General features: G+C 60.3%; 28 protein-coding genes. All 28 read right to left on the bottom strand.

The annotated features are described in order from the left end of the window. Nucleotides 1–9: 9 nt before the first annotated feature. The 28 genes from map to fusA all read right to left on the bottom strand — a co-directional run bounded on the left by map (nt 10) and on the right by fusA (nt 21,382). A complete protein-coding gene (gene map / locus C4S68_RS16145) occupies nt 10–759 on the bottom strand; it encodes a type I methionyl aminopeptidase (RefSeq protein ID WP_103934100.1) in 750 nt (249 codons plus the stop codon). A 95-nt stretch (nt 760–854) separates the two neighbouring features. Further along, nucleotides 855–1,547: an adenylate kinase gene (locus C4S68_RS16140; protein WP_235011642.1), complete on the bottom strand. Its 693-nt coding sequence runs from the start codon at nt 1,545–1,547 to the stop codon at nt 855–857. Between the two features lie 113 nt (nt 1,548–1,660). Further along, nucleotides 1,661–3,070 (bottom strand): preprotein translocase subunit SecY, encoded by a 1,410-nt coding sequence (secY, locus tag C4S68_RS16135; RefSeq protein WP_103934098.1) that lies wholly within the window; start codon nt 3,068–3,070, stop codon nt 1,661–1,663. Between the two features lie 148 nt (nt 3,071–3,218). Then, entirely contained in the window at nt 3,219–3,683 is a 465-nt protein-coding gene (gene rplO, locus C4S68_RS16130) for a 50S ribosomal protein L15 (RefSeq protein ID WP_103934097.1), read from the bottom strand. A gap of 96 nt (nt 3,684–3,779) precedes the next feature. Next, entirely contained in the window at nt 3,780–3,965 is a 186-nt protein-coding gene (rpmD, locus tag C4S68_RS16125) for a 50S ribosomal protein L30 (RefSeq protein ID WP_103934096.1), read from the bottom strand. 92 nt (nt 3,966–4,057) lie between these two features. Beyond that, nucleotides 4,058–4,564, bottom strand: coding sequence for a 30S ribosomal protein S5 (rpsE, locus tag C4S68_RS16120; protein ID WP_103934095.1), 507 nt, complete (start codon nt 4,562–4,564; stop codon nt 4,058–4,060). A gap of 168 nt (nt 4,565–4,732) precedes the next feature. Beyond that, on the bottom strand, nt 4,733–5,098 hold the full coding sequence (gene rplR / locus C4S68_RS16115) for a 50S ribosomal protein L18 (protein ID WP_103934094.1): 366 nt from the start codon (nt 5,096–5,098) through the stop codon (nt 4,733–4,735). 129 nt (nt 5,099–5,227) lie between these two features. Further along, nucleotides 5,228–5,767: a 50S ribosomal protein L6 gene (gene rplF, locus C4S68_RS16110; RefSeq protein ID WP_103934093.1), complete on the bottom strand. Its 540-nt coding sequence runs from the start codon at nt 5,765–5,767 to the stop codon at nt 5,228–5,230. A gap of 219 nt (nt 5,768–5,986) precedes the next feature. Beyond that, a complete protein-coding gene (gene rpsH, locus C4S68_RS16105) occupies nt 5,987–6,385 on the bottom strand; it encodes a 30S ribosomal protein S8 (protein ID WP_103934092.1) in 399 nt (132 codons plus the stop codon). Between the two features lie 168 nt (nt 6,386–6,553). Further along, nucleotides 6,554–6,739: a type Z 30S ribosomal protein S14 gene (locus C4S68_RS16100; RefSeq protein ID WP_103934091.1), complete on the bottom strand. Its 186-nt coding sequence runs from the start codon at nt 6,737–6,739 to the stop codon at nt 6,554–6,556. Nucleotides 6,740–6,802: 63 nt separating this feature from the next. Beyond that, nucleotides 6,803–7,351 carry a 50S ribosomal protein L5 gene (gene rplE / locus C4S68_RS16095; RefSeq protein WP_103934090.1) on the bottom strand — a complete coding sequence of 183 codons (549 nt, stop codon included), beginning with the start codon at nt 7,349–7,351 and terminating at the stop codon, nt 6,803–6,805. Between the two features lie 144 nt (nt 7,352–7,495). Then, complete coding sequence (gene rplX, locus C4S68_RS16090; protein WP_103934089.1) at nt 7,496–7,819, bottom strand: 50S ribosomal protein L24; 324 nt, start codon at nt 7,817–7,819, stop codon at nt 7,496–7,498. A 149-nt stretch (nt 7,820–7,968) separates the two neighbouring features. Then, complete coding sequence (gene rplN / locus C4S68_RS16085) at nt 7,969–8,340, bottom strand: 50S ribosomal protein L14 (protein WP_103934088.1); 372 nt, start codon at nt 8,338–8,340, stop codon at nt 7,969–7,971. A 96-nt stretch (nt 8,341–8,436) separates the two neighbouring features. Further along, complete coding sequence (gene rpsQ / locus C4S68_RS16080; RefSeq protein ID WP_103934087.1) at nt 8,437–8,778, bottom strand: 30S ribosomal protein S17; 342 nt, start codon at nt 8,776–8,778, stop codon at nt 8,437–8,439. Between the two features lie 2 nt (nt 8,779–8,780). Next, a complete protein-coding gene (gene rpmC, locus C4S68_RS16075; RefSeq protein ID WP_103934086.1) occupies nt 8,781–8,990 on the bottom strand; it encodes a 50S ribosomal protein L29 in 210 nt (69 codons plus the stop codon). A gap of 108 nt (nt 8,991–9,098) precedes the next feature. Then, nucleotides 9,099–9,533: a 50S ribosomal protein L16 gene (gene rplP / locus C4S68_RS16070; protein ID WP_103934085.1), complete on the bottom strand. Its 435-nt coding sequence runs from the start codon at nt 9,531–9,533 to the stop codon at nt 9,099–9,101. 416 nt (nt 9,534–9,949) lie between these two features. Then, the gene (gene rpsC / locus C4S68_RS16065) at nt 9,950–10,618 is read right to left on the bottom strand and encodes a 30S ribosomal protein S3 (protein WP_103934084.1); all 669 of its coding nucleotides are present in this window, start codon (nt 10,616–10,618) and stop codon (nt 9,950–9,952) included. 179 nt (nt 10,619–10,797) lie between these two features. Next, nucleotides 10,798–11,304, bottom strand: a complete 507-nt coding sequence (gene rplV / locus C4S68_RS16060) for a 50S ribosomal protein L22 (RefSeq protein WP_103934083.1) — start codon at nt 11,302–11,304, stop codon at nt 10,798–10,800. A gap of 84 nt (nt 11,305–11,388) precedes the next feature. Continuing rightward, entirely contained in the window at nt 11,389–11,673 is a 285-nt protein-coding gene (gene rpsS, locus C4S68_RS16055) for a 30S ribosomal protein S19 (protein WP_103934082.1), read from the bottom strand. Nucleotides 11,674–11,853: 180 nt separating this feature from the next. Further along, complete coding sequence (rplB, locus tag C4S68_RS16050; protein WP_103934081.1) at nt 11,854–12,684, bottom strand: 50S ribosomal protein L2; 831 nt, start codon at nt 12,682–12,684, stop codon at nt 11,854–11,856. A 135-nt stretch (nt 12,685–12,819) separates the two neighbouring features. After that, complete coding sequence (locus tag C4S68_RS16045; protein ID WP_103934080.1) at nt 12,820–13,113, bottom strand: 50S ribosomal protein L23; 294 nt, start codon at nt 13,111–13,113, stop codon at nt 12,820–12,822. A gap of 3 nt (nt 13,114–13,116) precedes the next feature. After that, a complete protein-coding gene (gene rplD / locus C4S68_RS16040; RefSeq protein ID WP_103934079.1) occupies nt 13,117–13,779 on the bottom strand; it encodes a 50S ribosomal protein L4 in 663 nt (220 codons plus the stop codon). A 152-nt stretch (nt 13,780–13,931) separates the two neighbouring features. Continuing rightward, entirely contained in the window at nt 13,932–14,663 is a 732-nt protein-coding gene (gene rplC / locus C4S68_RS16035; protein WP_103934078.1) for a 50S ribosomal protein L3, read from the bottom strand. 152 nt (nt 14,664–14,815) lie between these two features. Then, nucleotides 14,816–15,133, bottom strand: coding sequence for a 30S ribosomal protein S10 (rpsJ, locus tag C4S68_RS16030; RefSeq protein WP_103934077.1), 318 nt, complete (start codon nt 15,131–15,133; stop codon nt 14,816–14,818). Between the two features lie 230 nt (nt 15,134–15,363). Further along, entirely contained in the window at nt 15,364–16,746 is a 1,383-nt protein-coding gene (locus C4S68_RS16025; RefSeq protein WP_103934076.1) for a chloride channel protein, read from the bottom strand. Then, entirely contained in the window at nt 16,743–17,180 is a 438-nt protein-coding gene (locus tag C4S68_RS16020) for a MarR family winged helix-turn-helix transcriptional regulator (protein WP_160115192.1), read from the bottom strand. Before C4S68_RS16020 ends, C4S68_RS16025 begins: the two co-directional genes overlap by 4 nt. 788 nt (nt 17,181–17,968) lie before the next feature. Then, the gene (gene tuf / locus C4S68_RS16015; protein WP_103934074.1) at nt 17,969–19,156 is read right to left on the bottom strand and encodes an elongation factor Tu; all 1,188 of its coding nucleotides are present in this window, start codon (nt 19,154–19,156) and stop codon (nt 17,969–17,971) included. Between the two features lie 132 nt (nt 19,157–19,288). Beyond that, nucleotides 19,289–21,382, bottom strand: a complete 2,094-nt coding sequence (fusA, locus tag C4S68_RS16010; protein WP_103934073.1) for an elongation factor G — start codon at nt 21,380–21,382, stop codon at nt 19,289–19,291. Nucleotides 21,383–21,480: the final 98 nt, after the last annotated feature.

Here is a 21,480-nt window from a genome sequence, read left to right as displayed (position 1 = left end):
TCGATACGCCTAGTTCGTCAGGATCAACGGTCCATCCTTGGTGATGGCTACCGTGTGCTCGTAGTGGGCGCTGAAGCTGCCGTCGATGGTGACGGCCGTCCAGCCATCCTCGAGCACCTTCACTTCGGGGCCGCCGAGGTTGATCATGGGCTCAATCGCAAGAACCATGCCGGCCTTCAGCCGCGGGCCCTTGCCGGGGCTGCCGTAGTTGGGAAGCTGCGGATCCTCATGCATGTTCTTGCCGATGCCATGCCCCACGAACTCGCGAACGACACCGTAGCCCTCGGCCTCGCACATGCTCTGTACAGCGTGCGAGATGTCGAAGAGCCGGCCACCCGGGACGGCTCTTTCAATCGCCGCGTAGAGGGAAGCCTCGGTGACCTTCAGCAGCTTGTCGACAGCGTCGCTCACCTTGCCGACGCGATGGGTCACAGCAGCGTCGGAGTAGTAGCCATCGACGATCACGCCGGAATCAACCGAGACGATGTCTCCCTCTTTCAGCACGCCTTGATCGCTGGGCATGCCGTGGACGACTTCACTGTTCACCGATGTACACAACACCGCCGGATAGCCGTGATAGCCCTTGAATGCGGACTTCGCGCCAAGCTCTTCCATCTTCGCAATTGCCGCGCGCTCAAGATCCATCGTCGTTGCGCCAACGCGCACGACTGCCTTCACGGCTTCATGAACCTGGCGCAGCACGATGCCCGACTTGCGCATCTTCTGAATCTCGGCTGCGGTCTTGATGATGATTGCCATAACACTTAGATACGAGATGCGAGAGCCGGGATGCGAACCGAGCCCTCCGCGGTCGCGGCGCTCCGTTCGCAGCTTGCATCTCGAATCTTGCCTTTCTAGCTCACTGTCTGCTGCCGCATCGCTAAGAGCGCAGCAAGAATTCCTTCTGTCACAACGTCGACGTTGCGATCGCCATCAACCTCGGAGAAGCGTCCACCGTGATGGCGGTAGTACTCGATCACGGCAGCGGTCTTGGCCTCAAAGGCCTTCATGCGGTCGTAGAAGACAGCCTCGCTGTCGTCGGCACGCTGCTCGAGCTTCGCGCCCTCATGATCACACACACGATCATTCTTCGGGGGGTTCGAATAGATGTTGTAGATCGTGCCACAGACCGGGCAGATCAGGCGACCGGTGATGCGTTCCAGCAGCACCTTCTCCGGGACCACGATGTTGATGGCAACAACCGGCAGCAGCGATGTGGCGAGCACGCCATCGAGCCACTCAGCTTGTCCCAGCGTGCGGGGAAACCCGTCGAGGATGTAGCCGCGAGCCGTATCCGGCTGCTTGAAGCGCTCTGCCACCATCTGGTTCACGAGGTCGTCCGGAACCAGTTCGCCGCGGTCGATCAGCTCGTCGGCAAAGATCCCCAGGGGCGTGCGGTCCTTCCGGTTCTGGCGGAGCAGGTCACCCGTCGAAATCTGCGGAATGCCAAAGCGCTCCATCAGTCGCTTGGCTTGTGTGCCCTTCCCTACTCCCGGCGCGCCCAGCAGCAGCACAGGGCCGGGCAGAAACTCGTTCGAATTGGTCAACGTATCAGACAATCTCTGAAACCTGCTAAAAAAAGTAGGCCAGAGCTACGGGGTAAGTGTCCAGACAGAACATCCTCTGAACGCCAAGCCCGTAGCCCTGGACCGTTGTTTCGTTACCAGCTACGGCGGCCGCGAATGCGTCCGGACTTCGGCGTGAAGCCATCGTAGTGACGCATAATCAGCTGCGCCTCGATCTGCTGCACCGTGTCCATCGCCACACCCACGACGATCAGCAGCGACGTGCCACCGAAGTAGAAGTTGAGGCCGAGACCGTTCGTCATCCAGGGCGGAAGCTGATCGAAGAAGCTGCCCACCAGCCAAAGATGGTTGAAGTGAATGCCTGAGATCAGGAACATCGGAATGATCGAGATCAGGCACAGATAGATGGCGCCAACCAGCGTGATGCGCGTGAGGACATCGTTGATGAAGTCCGACGTGCGCTTGCCGGGGCGTATGCCGGGAATGAAGCTGCCGTACTTGCGCATGTTGTCTGCGATGTCGTCCGGCCGGAAGATGATCGAGATGTAAAAGTACGCGAAGAAGATGATCGCGGCGATGTACAGGATCACGTACCAGGGCTCAGCGGGCGCCAGATTGCGGAAGACCGGACCAAGCCACTTGTTGTCGCGCAGCGGACCGGAACCGAAGAGGCTCACGTTCTGCAGCAACAGCGGAGCCGACAGGATCGATGCAGCAAAGATGACCGGCATGACGCCGCCGGAGTTCACCTTAAGCGGAAGGAAGGAGGACGAACCCTGCGAGAGGGTACGGCCCACCATGCGCTTCGCGCTTTGCGTCGGGATGCGGCGCTCCGAGCGCTCAACGTACACGATGAACGCAACCACGCCCACCATCATGGCGAGCAGTGCGACGATCGCCAGGGGGGTCAGCGCGCCCCAGGTGTTGGTGCGGGCCTTGTCGTACAGATCGCCGATCGCGCGGGGCAGACCCACCACGATACCGGTGAAGATCAGCAGCGACATGCCATTGCCAATGCCACGCTCGGTGATCTGCTCACCCAGCCACATGATGAATGCGGTGCCGGCGGTCAACGTGATCACGCACAGCGGGAGGAACTCGCCCTTCGGCAACGTCACCATACCGCCAGCCGAGGTTGACGTGAGCGAGATACCGATGAAGAGGCTCTGCACCACTGCGAGGAGCACCGTGACGTAGCGCGTCCACTGAGTGATCTTGCGACGACCCAGCTCGCCTTCCTTCTGCAGCTTCGCCAGCGGCTCATAGATGACGGTCAGCAGCTGAAAGATGATCGATGCCGTGATGTACGGCATGATGCCCAGCGCGAAGACCGTCAACCGGCGGAGGTTACCGCCGTTGAACAGATCGAACAGGCCCAGCGTGGAGCCGGCGTTCGAGTTGAAGAAGTCCGCAAGCTTGTTCGCGTCGATCCCAGGCGTGGGGATATGAGCCCCAAGGCGGTAGACGGCCAGCAGTCCCAGCGTGAAGAAGATGCGGGTCCGCAGGTCTTTAATTCGGAAGATGTTGCTGAGTCTCTCGAGCATCGATGAATCTGGCCTTCAGAGCGGGTATGGCTTCGATTGTACGCGTTTTGGGCCTGTCCGGAGAGATCACGACGATTCAGTCGCGTGCACTCCGCATCAGGCCGTAGATGCAAAAATGGCCGGAGCCCTCAGGCTCCGGCCGGATTGCTTAGGCAGCAGCAGCTTCGGAGCCGATCGTGATGGCCTTCCCGCCGGCCGCCTCGATCGCTGCCTGCGCAGCCTTGGAGAACTTGTGGGCGTGAACGGTGACCGCGGTCGAGATCGCGCCGTTGGCGAGAACCTTGACGAGGCCGTTGCGCTTCTTGAGCAGGCCAGCAGCCACAATCTTCTCAAGCGTGAGCTCGGTCTCGCCAAGCTCGGCAATCGTGTCGAGGCTCAGAACGGAGTACTCCACGCGGAAGATGTTGGTGAAGCCACGCTTCGGCAGGCGACGGTGCAGCGGCATCTGGCCGCCCTCGAAGCCGCGCATCAGGCTGGAGCCCGAACGCGAACCCTGGCCCTTGTGGCCGCGAGTCGAGGTCTTACCCATGCCCGAACCCATACCGCGGCCGACACGCTTCTTGTTGCTATTCGCGCCCTTGGGACGCTTCAGGTTGCTGAGATTTGTTGCCATGTGAATCCTCGCTCACGCCGGGATCGCTCCCGACTCGCATTTGGGGCAAAGCCGCCTGGGCTTTGCGATATGTTCCCCGTTCCCGGGGAACGCAAACTACTCGACGATGCGCACCAGGTGGGGGATCTTCTTCACCATGCCGCGGATCGACGGTGTGTCCTCGCGCTCGACGATCTGGTTCAACCGAGTGAAGCCCAGGCCCTTAACCACAAGCTTGTGCTTCACCGGCGTGCAGATCTGCGAACGGAAATACTGGATCTTGATCATGCTCGTCGCTGCCATGTTTCTTCTCCCAGGATCCGGGGCTCAGAGCCCAGGGTCCAGAACTTGTATTGCGGACGGGACCAAGGCCTTTCAGCCTCGATCCCTTGTCCTTAGAGCTCTTCCGCTACCTTGCCGCGGAGTGCAGCCACTTCGTTCTTGTCGCGCAGCTGCGAAAGCGCCACGAAGGTCGCCTTCACCACGTTGTGCGGGTTCGCCGAACCAAGCGACTTGGTCAGAACGTTCTGCACACCGGCAGCGGTCATCACAGCGCGGACCGTCTTACCAGCGATCACGCCGGTACCTTCCGGAGCCGGCTTGAGCAGGACCTGGCCCGAACCGAAGCGGCCGATGGTGTCATGAGGAACCGTGTACGAGGTCAGGTTGACCTTGATCAGGTTCTTCTTCGCCGCTTCGATGCCCTTGCGGATCGCCTGCGGAACTTCCTTCGCCTTGCCCGAGCCGTAGCCCACAACGCCCTCAGCCGGGTCACCAACGATGACCAGCGCTGCGAAGCTCATGTTTTTACCGCCCTTGACCACCTTGGTCACACGGTTGATCGCGACAACCTCGTCCTTGAGGTTCAAGCGATTCGCATCGATTCTCTTCTTGATTGCCATGAGGCACTCTTCCTTGTTTTGTATTTGTCCCCGGCACACCGGTCCGGAGCTGCAGCCTCGCTGGGCTGCGTTATTCGGGGCTTGAGCCCTCTTGAAAACTACGTTGTTAGTTGTTGGGTATTTTATGTTGGATCCCAACAACTAACATCTGACAACCAACGTCGGTCTTTAGAACTCCAGGCCAGCTTCACGAGCGGCGTCGGCCAGGGCCTTGATGCGACCGTGGTACAGGTAGCCACCACGATCGAACACGACCTTCTTGACGCCAGCGGCCTGAGCGCGCTCAGCGATGAGCTTGCCCACTGCCTTCGCAGCCTCGACATTGCCGCCAGCCTTCTTCTCCTCGCCCTTCTTCTGGACGGTCGAAGCCTGCGCGATGGTCTTGCCGGTCGCGTCGTCGATCAGCTGGGTGTAGATGTGGTTCAGCGAACGGTACACGTTGAGGCGCGGGCGCTCAGCAGTACCCGTCATCTTGGAACGGATGCGGGCGTGGACGCGCTGGCGAATCGTATTGCGTTGCGGCAGAGCAATCATGATGTGTTTCCTTTCCTAATAGCGTCGCTGACCTTCAACGACGTTCGGTGATTGAAGGGACCAGGGTCCAGGGCTCAGGGTCCAGAAAGCTTTGCCTTCTGAACCCTTGGCCCTGGATCCTACGCCCTATTACTTGGCGCCGGTCTTTCCGACCTTCTTCTTCAGCTTCTCGTTGGAGTAGCGAACTCCCTTGTTCTTGTACGGATCCGGCTTACGCAGCGAGCGCATGTCGGCGGCAACCTGGCCAACCTTCTGGCGGTCGATGCCCGAGACCGTAACGTGCGTCTGCTTGGGGTCGATGGCGACCTCGATGCCGGTGGGCAGCGGGAACTCGATGGGGTGGGAGTAGCCGAGCGTGAACACGACAACATCCTTACCCTTCATCTCCACGCGGTAACCGATGCCGACCACGTCGAGTTCCTTCTTCCAGCCGTTCGTGACACCTTCAACCGCGTTGAAGACCAGAGCGCGCGCCAGGCCGTGAACGGCCGCGAACTTGTCGCTCTCGCGCTCCACGGTCAGGATGCCGTCCTTCTCCACCAGCGAAACACCGTTGGGGAGCAGAGCCTGCGTCTTCCCCTTGGGGCCTTCCACCACGACTACGTTCGTTCCGACGGTGTACTTGACACCCTTCGGCAGCGTGATGGGCTTCTTGCCAATACGTGACATAAGTCAATCCTTTTGTGGCTTGCGAGTCGCAGAGAGGCTAAATTCCAGCCACTGGCTCTTAGCTTCTAGCCAAGAACTCCGTTCCACTGCAGCCGGCGGTTGCCCGCCTTACCTCAGGGGCCGAAGCCCCTTGAAACCTTACCGGCAGATGTCACAGCTGAAGCCGTGACCTGCCGTTCGTGCAACGTCGTGGCCCCGAAGACGGGAACCACGGCGTGCTTACCAAACTTCGCAGAGAATCTCGCCACCAACGTTTTCGCGGCGAGCCTGGCGGCCGGTCATGACACCTTTGGGGGTGGTCATGATGCTGATGCCGAGGCCGCCCTGAACGCGCTTGATCTCGTCACGGCCGATGTACACGCGGCAACCGGGCTTGGAGATGCGCTTGAGGTCGCGAATGACGGACTCGTTGTTCGGACCGTACTTGAGGTACACACGGAGAACGCGGCGGCCATCTTCCTCGGCTGCCTTGTAGTTGGCGATGTAGCCCTCTTCCTTGAGAATGCGGGCAATCTCCGCCTTCAGCTTCGACGCCGGAACGTCAAGCTTCTGGTGGCGGGCGCCTTGCGCGTTACGGATGCGCGTCAAGAAGTCTGCAACTGGATCGGTCAGATTCATCGTCTATCCTTTCATCCTCCGTTCGCTCGGCGCGAATCGCGCGGAGAACCAGCGAGGATGGTTGTGGCGCCCTTGAGTCGATCAAGCACGCCGGGACTATGTTGCTCGCCACAGACTCACACCCGCATCAGCGGACAGGTCTCTGCGGCGCAGAGCCTTGGTTCTTGCTTACCAGCTCGACTTGACGACGCCCGGGATCTCGCCCTTGAGCGCCAGGCCGCGGAAGCACAGACGGCAGCAGCCGAACTTGCGCAGGAACGCGCGCGGACGACCGCAGATCTGGCAGCGGTTGTGCTGGCGCGACTTGAACTTCGGCTTGCGTGCGTCTTTGACCTTCTTAGCAGTAGTTGCCATTTGATTCCTCTGAGGCTCACGCCTCTGCTTTCTAAGCCCTCAACGCGGGCCACGAAACCTGAACTAGTTACCCTGGCGGAACGGCATACCGAAGGCGCGGAGCAGAGTGCGGGCTTCGTTGTCGTCCTTGGCCGTGGTCACGATCGTGACGTTCATACCCTTGGTCTTGTCTACCTTCGAGTAGTCGATCTCCGGGAAGATCAGCTGATCGCGCAGACCGAGGGTGTAATTGCCGCGGCCGTCGAAGCTCTTCGAGCTGACGCCGCGGAAGTCACGCACACGGGGCAGAGCCACGGAGATCAGGCGATCGAGGAACTCGTACATCTTGTCCCCGCGCAGCGTGACCATCGCGCCGATCGGCATGCCTTCGCGCAGCTTGAAGGCCGCGATCGACTTCTTCGCCTTGGTGACAACCGGCTTCTGGCCGGCGATCGCAGCGAGATCGGCCGTCAGCGGGTCCATGATCTTCGCGTTCTGCGTTGCTTCGCCGATGCCCATGTTGATGACAATCTTCTCGAGCTTCGGCACGGCCATCAGGTTCGTGATGCCCAGTTCCTTCTGAACTGCTGCCTTGATCTCGGTCGCAAACTTCTCTTTGAGACGTGCTGCCATGATTCGTCTTCCTTTCTCACGGTGTCGGAGTGGATACCGGTTCGTGAGGTGCTCAATTTCGTGGAGTGAGTAGATTACAGTCTGCAGTGAGTAACCCTATCTGCTCTACTCTCTGCCCTCTACTCACTACTCACTCGTTCTTTCTTACTTGGCCTTCGGCTCCGCAATGTTCGCGCCGTTGGAGCGGGCGATGCGGGTCTTCTTGCCACTCTCGGTCGAGAAACCAACACGCGTCGGCTTGCCGTCAGAGTCCACCACCATCACGTTCGAGATGTGGATCGGAGCTTCCTGCTTGACGATGCCGCCCTGCTGGGTCTGCGTGGGCTTCTTGTGCTTGGTGACGATGTTGACACCTTCAACCAGCACGCGGTTCTTGTCGGTCAACACGCGGAGGACGCGGTGGGTGCTTGTGCCCTTGTTCTTGCCCGCGATCACGACCACCAGGTCATTGCGCTTGATCTTTGCCATTGGTACTTCTCCTTGGTGCAACCTCGGCCATCATTGCTCAGTGAAGAGCGCGGAGCCGGAATCCGCTAAAAACAGTGAATAGTCGTTAGTGAATAGTGAAGAACGCTCTTGGTTACTTCACTATTCACTCCCTCACTATTCACTCGCTACTAAATCACTTCTGGTGCAAGCGACACGATCTTGAGGAACTTCTTGTCGCGGAGTTCGCGGGCAACCGGTCCGAAGACGCGGGTACCGACGGGCTCCATCGAATCGTTGACCACAACAGCCGCGTTCTCATCGAAGCGAATGTAGGTGCCGTCCTTGCGGCGCGTCTCCTTGTGGAGGCGAACGATGACTGCCTTCACAACCTTGCCCTTCTTCACGGTGCCGTCCGGCGAAGCTTCCTTCACCGCAGCTGTCACCACGTCGCCCAGGCCGGCCTTCTTTCCGAGTCCGCCGCCAAGCGGCAGGATGACCTGCAGCTTGCGAGCGCCGGAGTTGTCGGCCACTGCGAGGATGGTGCGCATTTGAACTGCCATGGATGTATCTCCTTGCGCTTACGCAACTAGCTTTTCATCCCGAGGAGGCGGTATCCCGCTCTGCCTTCAGGACGCCGGCCGAAGCCGGCCGAATACTTACTTCGTGGCCGACTCGGCCGCGACAGGCTTCTCGTCCGCGATCGCGGAGAGCGAGGAGCGGCGGATGATCTCTTCGAGGTTCCAGCGCTTCAGCTTCGACAGAGGACGGGTCTCGCGAATGCGAACCACATCGCCGACGCGGGCCGAGTTCTGCTCGTCGTGCGCGTAGAACTTCTTGTTCGACTTCATCACGCGCTTGTACTTGGGGTGCGCCTTGCGCATTTCGATCTCGACCACGATGGTCTTCTGCATCTTGGTCGAAACGACGTTGCCGACCTTCTCGTTGCGGCGGGCCGCTTCGGGCTGCTGCGTGGTGGCGTTCTGCGTGTTCTCAGCCATTGTTATTTGCCTCCCTTGGCGGCAGCCAGCTCGCGCTCGCGAGCTACAGTCTTGAAGCGCGCGATGTCGATCTTGAGCGAGCGGATGTTCTTGATCCCTTCGGTCTTACCCAGGGACTTCGAGAAGCGAATACGGAAGAGCTGCTCGGCCGACTTCTTCTCTTCGGCCTTCAGGTCCTCGTCGCTGAGACTACGGATCTTGTCCAGTTCCATTTCATTTTCCTTCCGCCTGAACGGCAATGCTGATACTCAGGAAATTGGTACTACGTGTCCTGCAATGGCTTCGCTCGAGAGGTAACCCCCTCGAGCGAAGCCGAAACTTTACTTGGCGACAACCTCAGGCGTGAAGCCCGGGCGAACGACAAAGGTGGTCTTGAGGCCGAGCTTGTGGGACGCCAGACGCATCGCTTCCTTCGCGATGTCCACCGGAACGCCTTCCATCTCGAACAGGATCTTGCCGGGGCGAACAACCGCAACCCAGTGATCCGGAGCGCCCTTACCCTTACCCATACGGGTTTCGGCCGGCTTCTTCGTGATCGGCTTGTCCGGGAACAGACGGAGCCAGACCTTGCCACCGCGCTTGATAAAGCGCGTCATCGCGATACGCGAAGCTTCGATCTGGCGGTCGGTGATGTAACCGCACTCGAGAACCTTCAGGCCGTAATCGCCGAACGAGATATCCGAACCGCGCCACGCCTTGCCGCACATGCGGCCGCGCTGTTGCTTGCGGTACTTGACCTTCTTGGGCAGAAGCATTGTTTCAATCCTTATCGTTTCCCCGGAAATTCCTTACGGCGCCCGAGGGGTAATGCCAGGCCTTCTCCAAAACAGGAGCGAGCCCGGAAGATCGAGCCATAAAGATCGTGGCTGATCCAGCGAAGAAGCAAAGATCGCTTCGTGAGTCTTGCTTGGAATACCCTCGGAGCTTGCCGCATCGGCCCGGAGACGGGACTGGCGCAGGAGATAAGCCTCAATGCTTCCGGCTCATCTATAAGCTCGACCGAGGTCTCTGCCGCTCGCCGTTAGGCACGGGCAGACTCAGGGCCAAACCAAATTAGTGTAGCAGAAATTCGCGCCAGGTGCGAATTTCGTAGGGTTCGGGGCCCAGGGTTCAGGTTCCAGAAAGCTCGTTGCCTTCTGGGCCCTTGGCCCTGACCCCTAAGCCCTTGTGTTTAGAACGCGCCGGTCGTCGTGACGTTGTCGCGGCGCTTCTTCTGCTCGTAGATGTCGCCACGGTAGATCCAGGTCTTGACGCCGATGATTCCGAAGGTGGTCTTCGCTTCGGAGAAACCGTAGTCGATGTCGGCGCGCAGCGTGTGCAGCGGCAGACGGCCCTGGAGGTACCACTCGGAGCGAGCGATTTCGTTACCGTTCAGGCGGCCCGACACGCGGACCTTGATGCCCTTGCAACCGAAACGCAGAGCCGAATCCACGCTCTTACGCATGGCGCGGCGGAACGAGACGCGCTTCTCGAGCTGCAGAGCGATGTTCTCGGAGACGAGCTGCGCGTCGAGCTCAGGCTTGTTGACCTCGAGGATGTCGATGAACACCTCGCGGTTGGTGCGCTTCTGGATGTCAGCCTTGAGCTTGTCGATCTCGGCGCCCTTGCGGCCGATGATGATGCCCGGACGCGCGGTGCGGATGATCAGGCGCAGCTTGTTGCCCGGACGCTCGACCTCGACGGAGGAGACGCCGGCGGCCTTCAGCTTGTCGCGCAGCTCAGCCTTGAGCTTGACGTCCTCGACGAGGAGCTTGTCAAAGCCGCGCTCGGTGAACCAGCGCGACTTCCACGGCTTATTGACGCCGAGGCGGAATCCATACGGATGGACTTTCTGTCCCATATTTCCTTCTTTTCTCGCCGCTTCCGGTTGAGCCGGAGGGCGCAGACTACACGGATTTTGTGGCCGGAGCAGAGATCGCTCGCTGCACCGGCACACTCACCAGGTGGTTCTTTGTTCACCGTCCGTCGTGGGCGCAGCCTTTCGGTCAGCGCACATCGCAGGACGCAGAACGGACTTCGTTACTGCGCAACTGCCTTCTTAGTCGCGGACTTCTTTGCGGCCTTCTTGGCAGTGGACTTCTTGGCCGCCTTCTTGCCAGCGGTCTTCTTCGGCGCAGCGGCTGCGGGAGCCGATGCGGTCTCCACCTCGGCGGCCTTCTTTTCGGCCACCGTGATGATGATGTGTGCGATGCGGCGCTGGTAGCGGTACGCACGGCCCATCGGGGCAGGGCGGATACGCTTCATGCGGGGGCCTTCGTTGGCCACCGCGGTCTTGACGATGAGGTTGTCCACATCGACATCGAGACCACGCTCGTCGGAGAGGTGCTGCGCGTTCGCGACCGCAGAGCGGATCACCTTCTCGACCACTGGCGCAATGCGCTTGTTGGTGAACGCCATCGTGTTGATTGCGGCTTCCACGTGCAGACCCTTGATGAGGTCAAGCACGAGCTTGGCCTTCTGCGGGCTGACGCGCTGGTTCCGGGCTTCAGCGCGGAACTCAGGAGCAGTTGCTGTTGTCTTTGCCATCTTCTTATCCCTTACGGCTGGAAGCTGAGAGCTTGTCGCTGGCAGCTTCGGCCTGATCTTGTTGGCCTGATCCTGTGGCCCTGACTACTTGGCCTTTGCCGTATCGCCGCCCTTGGCGGTGTGGCCCTTGAACGTGCGCGTCGCGGAGAACTCTCCGAGCTTGTGACCGACCATGTTCTCCGTGCAGTACACCGGGATGAACTTGCGGCCGTTGTGCACGGCGATAGTGTGGCCAACCATATCCGGGTGGATGGTCGAGCGACGCGACCAGGTGCGGATGACCTTCTTGTCATTCGCCTGGTTCATCACGTTGATCTTGCTCATCAGGTGCTCGTCGATGAACGGGCCCTTTTTTGTGGAGCGTGACATGTAAAACTCCTTGGTGCTCGATGTGACGAATCGCAGGAGGAGAGCTGCGACTTGGTCTTGCCCTTAATGCGCCGATGCCCTGACGCTCCTCCGGGTGGCGATGTGCCGTTGTACGCTCCACGTTGTACGTTCTACGTTGTGCCGTACGCTTTGACGTACAACGTGGAACGTCGAACGCGATTACTTGCCCTTGTTGCGGCGCGAGACGATGAACACGTCCGTACGCTTGTTGTTACGGGTCTTGTAGCCACGCGTCGGCTGACCCCACGGGGTCACCGGGTGACGTCCACCCGAGGTCTTACCTTCACCACCACCGTGCGGGTGATCGACCGGGTTCATCGAGACACCACGGTTGGTCGGGCGAATGCCCTTCCAGCGGTTACGGCCGGCCTTGCCGATCGAGACGTTCTCGTGATCGGTGTTGCCAACCTGGCCGATGGTCGCCATGCAGTCGATGAGCACCTTGCGGGTCTCGCCGGAGGGCAGCTTCAGGAGGGCGTAGTCGCCTTCCTTCGCGATCAGGTTGACCTGAGCGCCGGCCGAGCGGGCCATCTGCGCACCCTTGCCGGGGCGAAGCTCGATGTTGTGCACCGTCGTACCAACGGGAATGTTCTTCAGCGGCAGCGCGTTGCCAACCAGGATGTCGGCCTCAGGACCGCTCATCACCTTCTGGCCAACCTTCAGGCCAACCGGCTGGATCATGTAGCGCTTCTCGCCGTCCGCGTAGTGGATGAGCGCGATGCGCGAACTGCGGTTCGGATCGTACTCGATCGTCGCAACCGTGCCGGGGATACCGTACTTGTCGCGCTTGAAGTCGATGAGGCGCAACTTCTGCTTGTGACCGCCGCCATGGTGACGAACGGACAGCTTGCCCATGTTGTTGCGGCCGCCGGTGCGCTGCTTGGGAACCAGGAGCGGCTTGTGCGGCTCATTGGTCGTGATGTCGTCGTTGACCAGCTTCGTCTGGAAACGAAGGGTCGGGGTAATCGGACGGAATGTTTTGATCGGCATGGTGCCTTTTCTCTCTTCTCCGCGCCGCGTTGGTCGCGCGCGATAGGTGAATCAAGAACCGTTGTTGGTTCTCAGGTGTTGGTTGTTGGGCGGTGCGGGAGACCCAACACCAAAAACCCAACAACCAACAACGGACTAGATCTCTGCTGCGAAGTCGGGAACCTTCTCCCCGGCCTTCAGCTTCACGTAGGCCTTCTTCCAGTCAGGAAGGAAGCCGGCGAAGCGGCCACGGCGGCGCTCCTTGCCCAGGACGATGGCGGTGCGGACGCTGGCAACCTTCACATTGAAGAGCTGCTCAACAGCCTGCTTGACTTCGGTCTTCGTCGCGGTCGAAGCCACTTCGAACACCAGCGAGCTCTCGGTCTCACGTGTCGTGAGAGCCTTCTCGGTGATCAGCGGGCGGCGGATGACTTTGTATAGGGTCGACATAATTTAAGCGACCTCCTTCTTCGACTTCTTGCTGACGTTCTTCTTCAACGTCTCCTGCAGAGCCTCAAACGCAGCCTTGGAGAAGATGGCACGCTCGTAGCGGAGCAGATCGTAGGGGTGAACCTCGCTCGAGAGCACCAGCTCAACGCCCGCCAGGTTGCGCGAACCGAGATAAAGCTTCTCTTCGAGCTGCTGGGTCGACTCGACCAGCAGGGTGGTCTTCTTCGCTTCGAGCTTGTTCAGCGCGGTGCGGAAGATCTTGGTCTTGGCCTCGGCCACCGCGAAGTTCTCCACGATGGTGAGCTTGCCGTCGGCCAGCTTGGACGCGATCGCCGAGCGCAGCGCACCGAGGAGCTTCTTCTTCGGGAACTGGTACTCATAGCTGCGCGGCTGAGGTCCGTGGACCGTACCACCACCACGCCAGAGCGGGGTGCGGATGCTGCCGACGCGGGCGCGGCCCGTGCCCTTCTGCTTCCAAAGCTTCTTACCTGCGCCCGAAACCGCCTTGCGGTTCTTGGTCGCGTGCGTACCCTGGCGGAGCGAAGCACGATAGTGCTTTACAGCCTCCCACAACAGGGCCTCATTGATGTCTCCCGAGAACAGCTCGTCGAGCTCCAGCTCGCCGACCTTTCCGCCCTCGAGATTGACCACCTGAATGCTTGCCATCTCAACTTCTCTTTTCCGTGCCCATGAACGTTGCCATGGGCCCTCACGTTGTTAGGCTGCGTAACTCGCTATGTTCCGCGCGCAGCTTGTGCTGCTGAAGCATTGCGGTGCAGCGCTGGCGCCGAAGGCGCGTCCCGCCGCACCGCAGGTGCCTACTTCTTCTTCGGAGCGGCCTTCTTGCTGGCCTTCAGTGCGTCCTTGGTCTCCGTACCGGCGAAGCCACGACGCTCGCGCGGCGGAGCCTTCGACTTCGAGACGAGAACGTAACCGTCCTTCGCTCCGGGGACCGCGCCCTCGACCATGAGGAGGTTGTCCTCAACGTCGATGCCGCGAATGCGGAGGTTGCGAACCGTGATCTGCGCGTCACCGAAGTGACCCGGCATACGCTGGCCCGGGAAGACGCGCGAAGGGAACGACGAAGCGCCGATCGAACCCTGGATCTGGAACATGTGACCGTGCGACTTGGGACCGCCGCCGAAGCCGTGACGACGAACAACGCCCGCGAAGCCGCGGCCCTTGCTCTTGCCGATCACGTCAACAAAGCGAGCATCGTTGAAGATCTCAACGGTGATGCGGTCGCCAGCCTTGGCCGTCTGATCACCCTCGGCGCCCGTAACGGACTCGAGAGCAACTTCGCGAACCTCACGCACCGGAGGGGCGGAGGTCTTGGCGAGGTGGCCGGTCATCGGCTTGTTGATCTTGGAGGCCTTGATGAACTCAACAAGGCCGATCTGGGCGGCATCGTAACCGTCCTTGGCCTTGGTCTTGAGCTGCGTGATCACGCAGGGGCCAACCTGGAGAACGGTGATCGGGTGAACCAAACCCTTTTCGTCGAAGATCTGGGTCATGCCGATCTTCTTGCCGAGAATACCTGTTACTGACATTGCTTTCTCTCCTCATCATGCGCCGGCAGCTTGTGCCGGGCACTGTAGGTATTGCTTCCAGGGTCCAGGGCTCAGGGCCAAGGGTCCAGAAGGCTAACTCTGATGCGCTTTTGGCTTCTGAGCCCTGAAACCTGGGCCCTGAAACCTAGCTCTTACTTCGTAACTGTCTTGATCTCGACGTCCACGCCCGCGGGAAGATCGAGCTTCATCAGGGCGTCCACCGTCTGCTGCGTGGGCTCCAGGATGTCGATCAGGCGCTTGTGGGTGCGAATCTCAAAGGCCTCGCGGGACTTCTTGTCCACGTGGGGCGAGCGCAGAACGCAGTACTTGTTCTTCATGGTGGGCAGGGGAATCGGACCTGCAACCTGCGCGCCGGTGCGCTTTGCGGTCTCGACGATTTCTCCAGTGGAGGTGTCGAGAACACGGTAGTCATACGCCTTCAGGCGAATGCGAATGCGCTGCTGAGCCATTCGGGAACTACTTTCTGACCTTCAAACAAAGATCGGTTTGGAGTATCTTGCGCGCGATCATGATTCTGGACCGGACGCGCAAGTCTCGTTTCGTGGAAGAACCGGACTTCAGATGTTTTGCGGGGGCTTCGCGCCAGCTTCAGATTCGAGCAGGCACAACGTACCGCGGACGCAGTACGCCCAACCCAATAAGCATAGCTGGGAGAATCTGATTTTGCAATATTTTTCGCCTAAGGCTTTGGATTTCCTGCGGGGTTGCTGCTAGGAGGCGGCGCTTCTGCCCGTTCGTGGACCGTTTGCTCAGGCGATATCGACGAATCCCCAGAAACGATATACGCTACAGCCGCGCCGACCAACGCCGGGATCAGAAATGCGTGGCCACCCGTGGCCTCCGCCACGAAAACCACCGCAGCCAGCGGGGTTTTGTAGGCTGCCGACAGAAAAGCCGCCATGCCCACTGCGGCGTAGAGATCCGGCTGGCTGCTATGCACGAAGCTCTGCGAGAAGGCCACGCCCAGAGTTCCACCGCTAAGAAACAGCGGCACGAACATCGCGCTGACACCACCTGCTCCAAGCGTGAACGCCGTCGCTCCCAGCTTGGCGGCCACAAACGACAGCAGTTCGCGGGTCCCATGCGATTGATCCAGGATCATCCCCACGGCCTCGTAATTTGGGCCCAACGGAATGAGCCGACCGGGATAGCAGCGGAGGAATCCAAGGCCAGTGAGTCCCGTGAGCAATCCACCCACCGTGAGCTTCAGGGCGTGCGGCGCCTTCAACTTCACGACAGCGAAACGCAGCCGTCGGAACGAGATCACGAAGGTCATTGCCGCGAGGCCCACGAGCGCTCCCAGCAACGCACACCACCACAGATCATGCATCGTGTAGCTACCTGTGCTGTGGAAGTCGAACAGCGGCTCACCCCCAAGAAATGAACCCAACGTGACGTAGGAGACCACCGAGGCCAATAGCGAAGGCAGGAGGGCTTCATGCGCGAGGTCATCCTTGTAGGGCATCTCGAGCGCAAAGACGATGCCGGTCAGCGGGGCGCGAAACACCGCTGACATGCCTGCCGCAGCACCGCTGATGAGAAGAATGCGCCGGTCCCGGTCCGTCAGGCGAAAGGCTTTAATACGCCGCAGACGCTCCCACAGCCAGGATCCCAATGCACCGCCGCTGTAGATACTTGGGCCCTCCAGCGCGGCGCTTCCTCCCAGTCCTACTGTTAGCGCTGCAGCCGCCAGCTTCGCGGCAAACGGACGCATGTCCACCCTACCCTCGTCGTGGTGGTAGGCGTGGAGGATCTCTTCGGTGGAGTGCTCGTTGGGATTGGGCGTCCAGAGCTGCATCACCACCCCGGCGAGGCCGCAACCCGCGGTAACGATCGGCACGATGGTCCATGGATGCGCGAGGAAACAAGCCAGCACGGGCGACCACATCCGCCGCAGAATGATCTCGCTCACTGCCGTCACCGTGAGGCCGACGGTCACGCCCAGTAAGGGCGCAATCAGCAGCCACTTGTGCAAGTCGCGCGCGTAGGTGTTGTCGAGGTCCTCGCGAACCAGCGGCATTAGCCTGCTGACGAGCGGGTATCTGCGTAGCTTCGCGGTCATCGGTCTCCTTCCATCGCAAGAAGGCGCCGAAGCGAGTCCACCAGGTCGGGCACGCGCTCGCGCAGTTCGGCAGCATGCGCCTGGGAGAGCTTCGTCAGGATCTCTTCCCCCTGTGACGTCAGATGGAGCGAAACGCTGCGGAGATCTTCCTCGGAGGCAATCCTCCGCAATAATCCTGCGCTCTCGCACCTGTTGCACAGCTCGACGACACTGTGGCGCCGCAACGCCAGGCGGGTGGCAAGATAGGTGGGCGTCACGTCCGTTCCCTCCGGGGCACCTGCGACCTGGAGCAACAGCTGGTGCTGCTGTGCCGGAAGGCCATTGGACTCGGCGGCCTGCTCGCTAAATGCGAGGAAGCGGCGGAGGAGGAAGCGGAATTCCGCGAGTTCCTTAACGTCCGGAGGGATGGAGGGATGATCTTTCTTCGCACTCACATCTAGATCGTAAAACGATCTAGATGTGAGCACAAGTTGCGACGGTGGAAGAAGTGACACATGAGAGGGCGTTCCCCATGACGGTCCCAAGGGATGATTGTTTGATGGAAACCCAAAGAACCGCTGTTGAAGTGGGTACGACGAGGCCCTTCACAAGACGCGATATTCTCCGAAGCCTGAGCGCAGTAGCGGGTTCTTTCGCTTTGCCCGGGTGGTCCCCCGTCCCCCACGTTGCGTCGGGAGCCTCGATTCACTGCACCCCTGCGCCAACCTTTCCGGTACCGCTAACAGTGGGAACATGGCGCAGTGAAGCATTTCCCGTCGGGAAGCACGACTACCACGTATGGCTCAATGTTGATCGGCGGTTGCCCTTGGATCAACTCGACTGCGATCTGGGACCGCCGCGCCCCAATCACCGATGCGACACACCGCCCCTGCTTCACGTCGAATGGAAGGTCTGGGACGGAGATGCCCCGGTCCGGAGCTACAGTGCCAATCCGCCTAAGGCCGCAGGCTGGGGCGCAGATGCGACAAGCTGTTTTCTCGGAGATTTTGAAGGCAAGTGGAAGGGGATGTTCACCCTCGAGTGGAACGTCCTGCAGGATGGTGGGCGACTCAAGGACCTGCATCCTCGCATCGAGATCGTGAAGAACCCAGGCTATTGGTGCTGGCTATAAAACAGAAACGCGGTCAGCCGAAGCTGACCGCGTTCTTGTTTCCTTCGGATCTCCGGGCCAGCGCCGGCTAAAGCCGGTCGCCTGCCCGTAGCTTTTCCCCGAAGGGAAAAGCTACTTGATGATCTCGGAGATCGTGCCGGCGCCTACCGTACGTCCACCCTCACGGATGGCGAAGCGGAGACCCTTCTCCATGGCAACCGGCGTGTGCAGGGTGACATCGAGCTGGATGTTGTCGCCGGGCATGCACATCTCGGTGCCCTCGGGGAGCTTGGCCGAACCCGTTACGTCCGTGGTGCGGAAGTAGAACTGGGGACGGTAGCCGTTGAAGAACGGAGTGTGACGTCCGCCTTCTTCCTTCGAGAGGACGTAGACCTCACCCTTGAACTGGGTGTGCGGGGTGATGGAACCCGGCTTGGCGAGAACCATGCCGCGCTCGACGTCTTCCTTCGCGGTACCGCGGAGGAGGAGGCCGGCGTTATCGCCCGCGAGACCTTCGTCAAGCTGCTTCTTGAACATCTCGACGCCGGTGACGGTGGTCGCCTGGGTGTCGCGGAAGCCAACGATCTGAGCCGGCTCGCCGACCTTGATCTTGCCACGCTCGATACGGCCGGTGACGACGGTACCACGACCCGAGATCGAGAAGATATCTTCGATCGGCATCAGGAAGGGCAGGTCGACCAGACGGTCGGGCTGGGGCACGTTCTTGTCGACGGCTTCCATGAGCTCGTCGATCTTGGCTTCCCACTGGGCTTCGCCGTTGAGCGCGCCGAGAGCCGAACCACGAACCACAGGGACGTCGTCGCCGGGGAAGTCGTACTTCGAGAGCAGCTCGCGAACTTCCATCTCGACCAGGTCGATGAGCTCTTCGTCTTCCACTGCATCGCACTTGTTGAGGAACACAACGATGTACGGAACGCCAACCTGGCGAGCGAGCAGAACGTGCTCCTTCGTCTGGGGCATCGGGCCGTCGGTAGCCGCAACCACGAGGATCGCGCCGTCCATCTGCGCTGCACCGGTGATCATGTTCTTGATGTAGTCGGCGTGGCCCGGGCAATCGACGTGAGCGTAGTGGCGGTTCGCCGTCTCGTACTCCACGTGGGAGGTCGAGATGGTGATACCACGCTCGCGCTCCTCAGGAGCGTTGTCGATGGTGTCGAACGAGCGGAAGCTGTTCTTCGGGTTGTGCTTCGACAACACCTTGGTGATCGCCGCCGTGAGGGTCGTCTTGCCGTGATCGATGTGACCGATCGTGCCAACGTTCACGTGCGGTTTGCTACGGTCAAATTTTTCCTTCGCCATGATCTTCTCCGTCTAAGAATTACTGCTGATTCCTATGTCTTGCGCACGCTCGCGGTACAACTGAGCTCCAGTGCGCGGCTTGCTGTGCTAAACCTTCGCAACGATCGGCACGGCTCCCGCCGTGCCTGCCCGTTACTTATCCTTGCCGCCGTTGTTCTTGGCGATGATCTCTTCGCTCACCGAGCGAGGAGCCTCCTCGTACTGCTTGAACTCCATGGAGAAGTTCGCACGGCCCTGCGTGGAACCACGCATCGAGGTAGCATAGCCGAACATCGTGGACAGTGGCACCGTGGCCTTGATGGCCTGAACGCCGCCGACCATCTCCATGCCTTCAATGCGACCACGGCGAGAGTTGAGATCGCCGATGATCGTGCCCATGTACTCCTCGGGCGTCGTCACTTCCACCGCCATCACCGGCTCAAGAAGAACCGGCTTGGCCTTGCGGGCGGCTTCCTTGAACGCCATCGAACCGGCGATCTTGAAGGCCATTTCGTTCGAGTCGACATCGTGATAGCTGCCGTCATACAGCTCCACCTTGATGTCCACCATCTCGTAACCGGCGAGCACGCCACCGAGCAGAGCTTCCTGAATACCCTGGTCGATCGGCTTGATGTACTCCTTCGGGATGGTGCCGCCCTTGATTACATTGATGAATTCATAGCCCTTGCCGGGCTCGTTCGGAGCAATGCGGATCTTGGCGTGGCCGTAGTTACCCGAACCACCGGTCTGGCGAATGTACTTGCCTTCCGCTTCCGCGGTGCTGCGGATTGTCTCGCGGTAGTTCACCTGCGGCTTACCGACGTTCGCTTCGACCTTGTACTCGCGCATCATGCGGTCGACGATGATCTCGAGGTGAAGCTCACCCATGCCGGCGATGATCGTCTGGCCTGAGGTGACATCGGTGCGAACCTTGAAGGTAGGATCTTCCTGCGCCAGCTTGGCGAGGGCGATGCCCATCTTTTCCTGGTCGACCTTGGTCTTCGGCTCCACGGCCACTTCGATCACGGGGGCCGGGAAGTCGATCGACTCGAGCACGACCGGGGACTTCTCGGTGCAGATCGTGTCGCCCGTGACGAGGTTCTTCAGGCCCACGCAAGCGCAGATATCGCCAGCGAGGATCTCGGTGATCTCTTCACGCTTGTTGGCATGCATCTTCAACAGGCGGCCGATACGCTCCGTCTTGCCGGTGCGCGGGTTCAGGACCGAGTCACCGGTCTTGAGCTGGCCCGAGTACACACGGATGAAGATCAGCTGGCCGACGAACGGGTCGGTCATGATCTTGAAGCCCAGCGCCGCGAACGGCTCACTGTCGTCGGCGTGACGAATCACCTTGACTTCGGTGTCGTAGGGGTCGATGCCTTCGATCGGAGGAACATCCAGGGGGCTCGGCAGGTACGCCACAACCGCGTCCAGCAGGGTCTGAATGCCCTTGTTCTTGAACGCCGTGCCGCACATCACCGGGAAGATGTTCATCGCGATGGTTGCCTTGCGGATCGCACGCTTCAGTTCCTCGGTCGAGATCGCCTCGCCATCGAGGTACTTCATCATCACTTCCTCGTCAGAGTCAGCGACTGCCTCGACGAGCAGTTGGTGCATCTCCTCGGCCTTGGCCTTGAGGTCAGCCGGGATCTCGACGACCTCGTACTTCGCGCCCATCTCTTCGTTCGTCCAGACGATACCCTTCATCTCGACGAGGTCGATGACGCCCTGGAACTTGGCTTCTTCGCCAATGGGCCAGTTGATCGGGATCGCACGTGCGCCGAGGCGGTTCACGATCGTCGAGGTGGCGTACTCAAAGTTCGCGCCGGCCTTGTCCATCTTGTTGATGAAGCAGATACGGGGAACCTTGTACTTGTTGGCCTGGCGCCACACCGTCTCCGACTGGGGCTGAACGCCCTGCACGGAGTCGAAGCAGGCCACCGCACCATCGAGCACGCGGAGCGAACGCTCCACCTCGGCCGTGAAGTCCACGTGGCCGGGCGTGTCGATGATGTTGATGCGGATGCCGTTCCAGGTGCAGGTCGTCGCGGCCGACGTGATCGTGATGCCGCGCTCCTGCTCCTGCTCCATCCAGTCCATGGTGGCGGTGCCCTCGTGCACTTCGCCGATACGGTGGTTGACACCCGTATAGAAGAGAATGCGCTCGGTCGTCGTCGTCTTGCCGGCGTCGATGTGAGCCATGATGCCGATGTTCCGACACTTAATCAGAGGTACTGTGCGAGCCACGGTAGTTCTTTCTGCAGGCTTGACCTGCGGTGATGCGATCTCGTTGTACGTTCTACGTTGAACGTTGCACGAGTGCGCCTACGTACAACGTAGAACGC

It is taken from the genome of Bryocella elongata (assembly GCF_900108185.1).
Classification (GTDB): Bacteria; Acidobacteriota; Terriglobia; order Terriglobales; family Acidobacteriaceae; genus Granulicella; species Granulicella elongata.
The sequence above is the reverse complement of the archived record's forward strand: the minus strand, read 5'-3'. Positions and strand labels throughout refer to the sequence as shown.

Bases quoted from the DNA above. Each gene is read 5' to 3' on its own strand.
- map (WP_103934100.1), bottom strand. From the start codon at position 759: ATGGCAATCATCATCAAGACCGCAGCCGAGATTCAGAAGATGCGCAAG.
- secY (WP_103934098.1), bottom strand. From the start codon at position 3,070: ATGCTCGAGAGACTCAGCAACATCTTCCGAATTAAAGACCTGCGGACC.
- rplO (WP_103934097.1), bottom strand. From the start codon at position 3,683: ATGGCAACAAATCTCAGCAACCTGAAGCGTCCCAAGGGCGCGAATAGC.
- rpmD (WP_103934096.1), bottom strand. From the start codon at position 3,965: ATGGCAGCGACGAGCATGATCAAGATCCAGTATTTCCGTTCGCAGATC.
- rpsE (WP_103934095.1), bottom strand. From the start codon at position 4,564: ATGGCAATCAAGAAGAGAATCGATGCGAATCGCTTGAACCTCAAGGAC.
- rplR (WP_103934094.1), bottom strand. From the start codon at position 5,098: ATGATTGCTCTGCCGCAACGCAATACGATTCGCCAGCGCGTCCACGCC.
- rplF (WP_103934093.1), bottom strand. From the start codon at position 5,767: ATGTCACGTATTGGCAAGAAGCCCATCACGCTGCCGAAGGGTGTCAAG.
- rpsH (WP_103934092.1), bottom strand. From the start codon at position 6,385: ATGAATCTGACCGATCCAGTTGCAGACTTCTTGACGCGCATCCGTAAC.
- C4S68_RS16100 (WP_103934091.1), bottom strand. From the start codon at position 6,739: ATGGCAACTACTGCTAAGAAGGTCAAAGACGCACGCAAGCCGAAGTTC.
- rplE (WP_103934090.1), bottom strand. From the start codon at position 7,351: ATGGCAGCACGTCTCAAAGAGAAGTTTGCGACCGAGATCAAGGCAGCA.
- rplX (WP_103934089.1), bottom strand. From the start codon at position 7,819: ATGGCAAAGATCAAGCGCAATGACCTGGTGGTCGTGATCGCGGGCAAG.
- rplN (WP_103934088.1), bottom strand. From the start codon at position 8,340: ATGGCAGTTCAAATGCGCACCATCCTCGCAGTGGCCGACAACTCCGGC.
- rpsQ (WP_103934087.1), bottom strand. From the start codon at position 8,778: ATGGCTGAGAACACGCAGAACGCCACCACGCAGCAGCCCGAAGCGGCC.
- rpmC (WP_103934086.1), bottom strand. From the start codon at position 8,990: ATGGAACTGGACAAGATCCGTAGTCTCAGCGACGAGGACCTGAAGGCC.
- rplP (WP_103934085.1), bottom strand. From the start codon at position 9,533: ATGCTTCTGCCCAAGAAGGTCAAGTACCGCAAGCAACAGCGCGGCCGC.
- rpsC (WP_103934084.1), bottom strand. From the start codon at position 10,618: ATGGGACAGAAAGTCCATCCGTATGGATTCCGCCTCGGCGTCAATAAG.
- rplV (WP_103934083.1), bottom strand. From the start codon at position 11,304: ATGGCAAAGACAACAGCAACTGCTCCTGAGTTCCGCGCTGAAGCCCGG.
- rpsS (WP_103934082.1), bottom strand. From the start codon at position 11,673: ATGTCACGCTCCACAAAAAAGGGCCCGTTCATCGACGAGCACCTGATG.
- rplB (WP_103934081.1), bottom strand. From the start codon at position 12,684: ATGCCGATCAAAACATTCCGTCCGATTACCCCGACCCTTCGTTTCCAG.
- C4S68_RS16045 (WP_103934080.1), bottom strand. From the start codon at position 13,113: ATGTCGACCCTATACAAAGTCATCCGCCGCCCGCTGATCACCGAGAAG.
- rplD (WP_103934079.1), bottom strand. From the start codon at position 13,779: ATGGCAAGCATTCAGGTGGTCAATCTCGAGGGCGGAAAGGTCGGCGAG.
- rplC (WP_103934078.1), bottom strand. From the start codon at position 14,663: ATGTCAGTAACAGGTATTCTCGGCAAGAAGATCGGCATGACCCAGATC.
- rpsJ (WP_103934077.1), bottom strand. From the start codon at position 15,133: ATGGCTCAGCAGCGCATTCGCATTCGCCTGAAGGCGTATGACTACCGT.
- C4S68_RS16025 (WP_103934076.1), bottom strand. From the start codon at position 16,746: ATGACCGCGAAGCTACGCAGATACCCGCTCGTCAGCAGGCTAATGCCG.
- tuf (WP_103934074.1), bottom strand. From the start codon at position 19,156: ATGGCGAAGGAAAAATTTGACCGTAGCAAACCGCACGTGAACGTTGGC.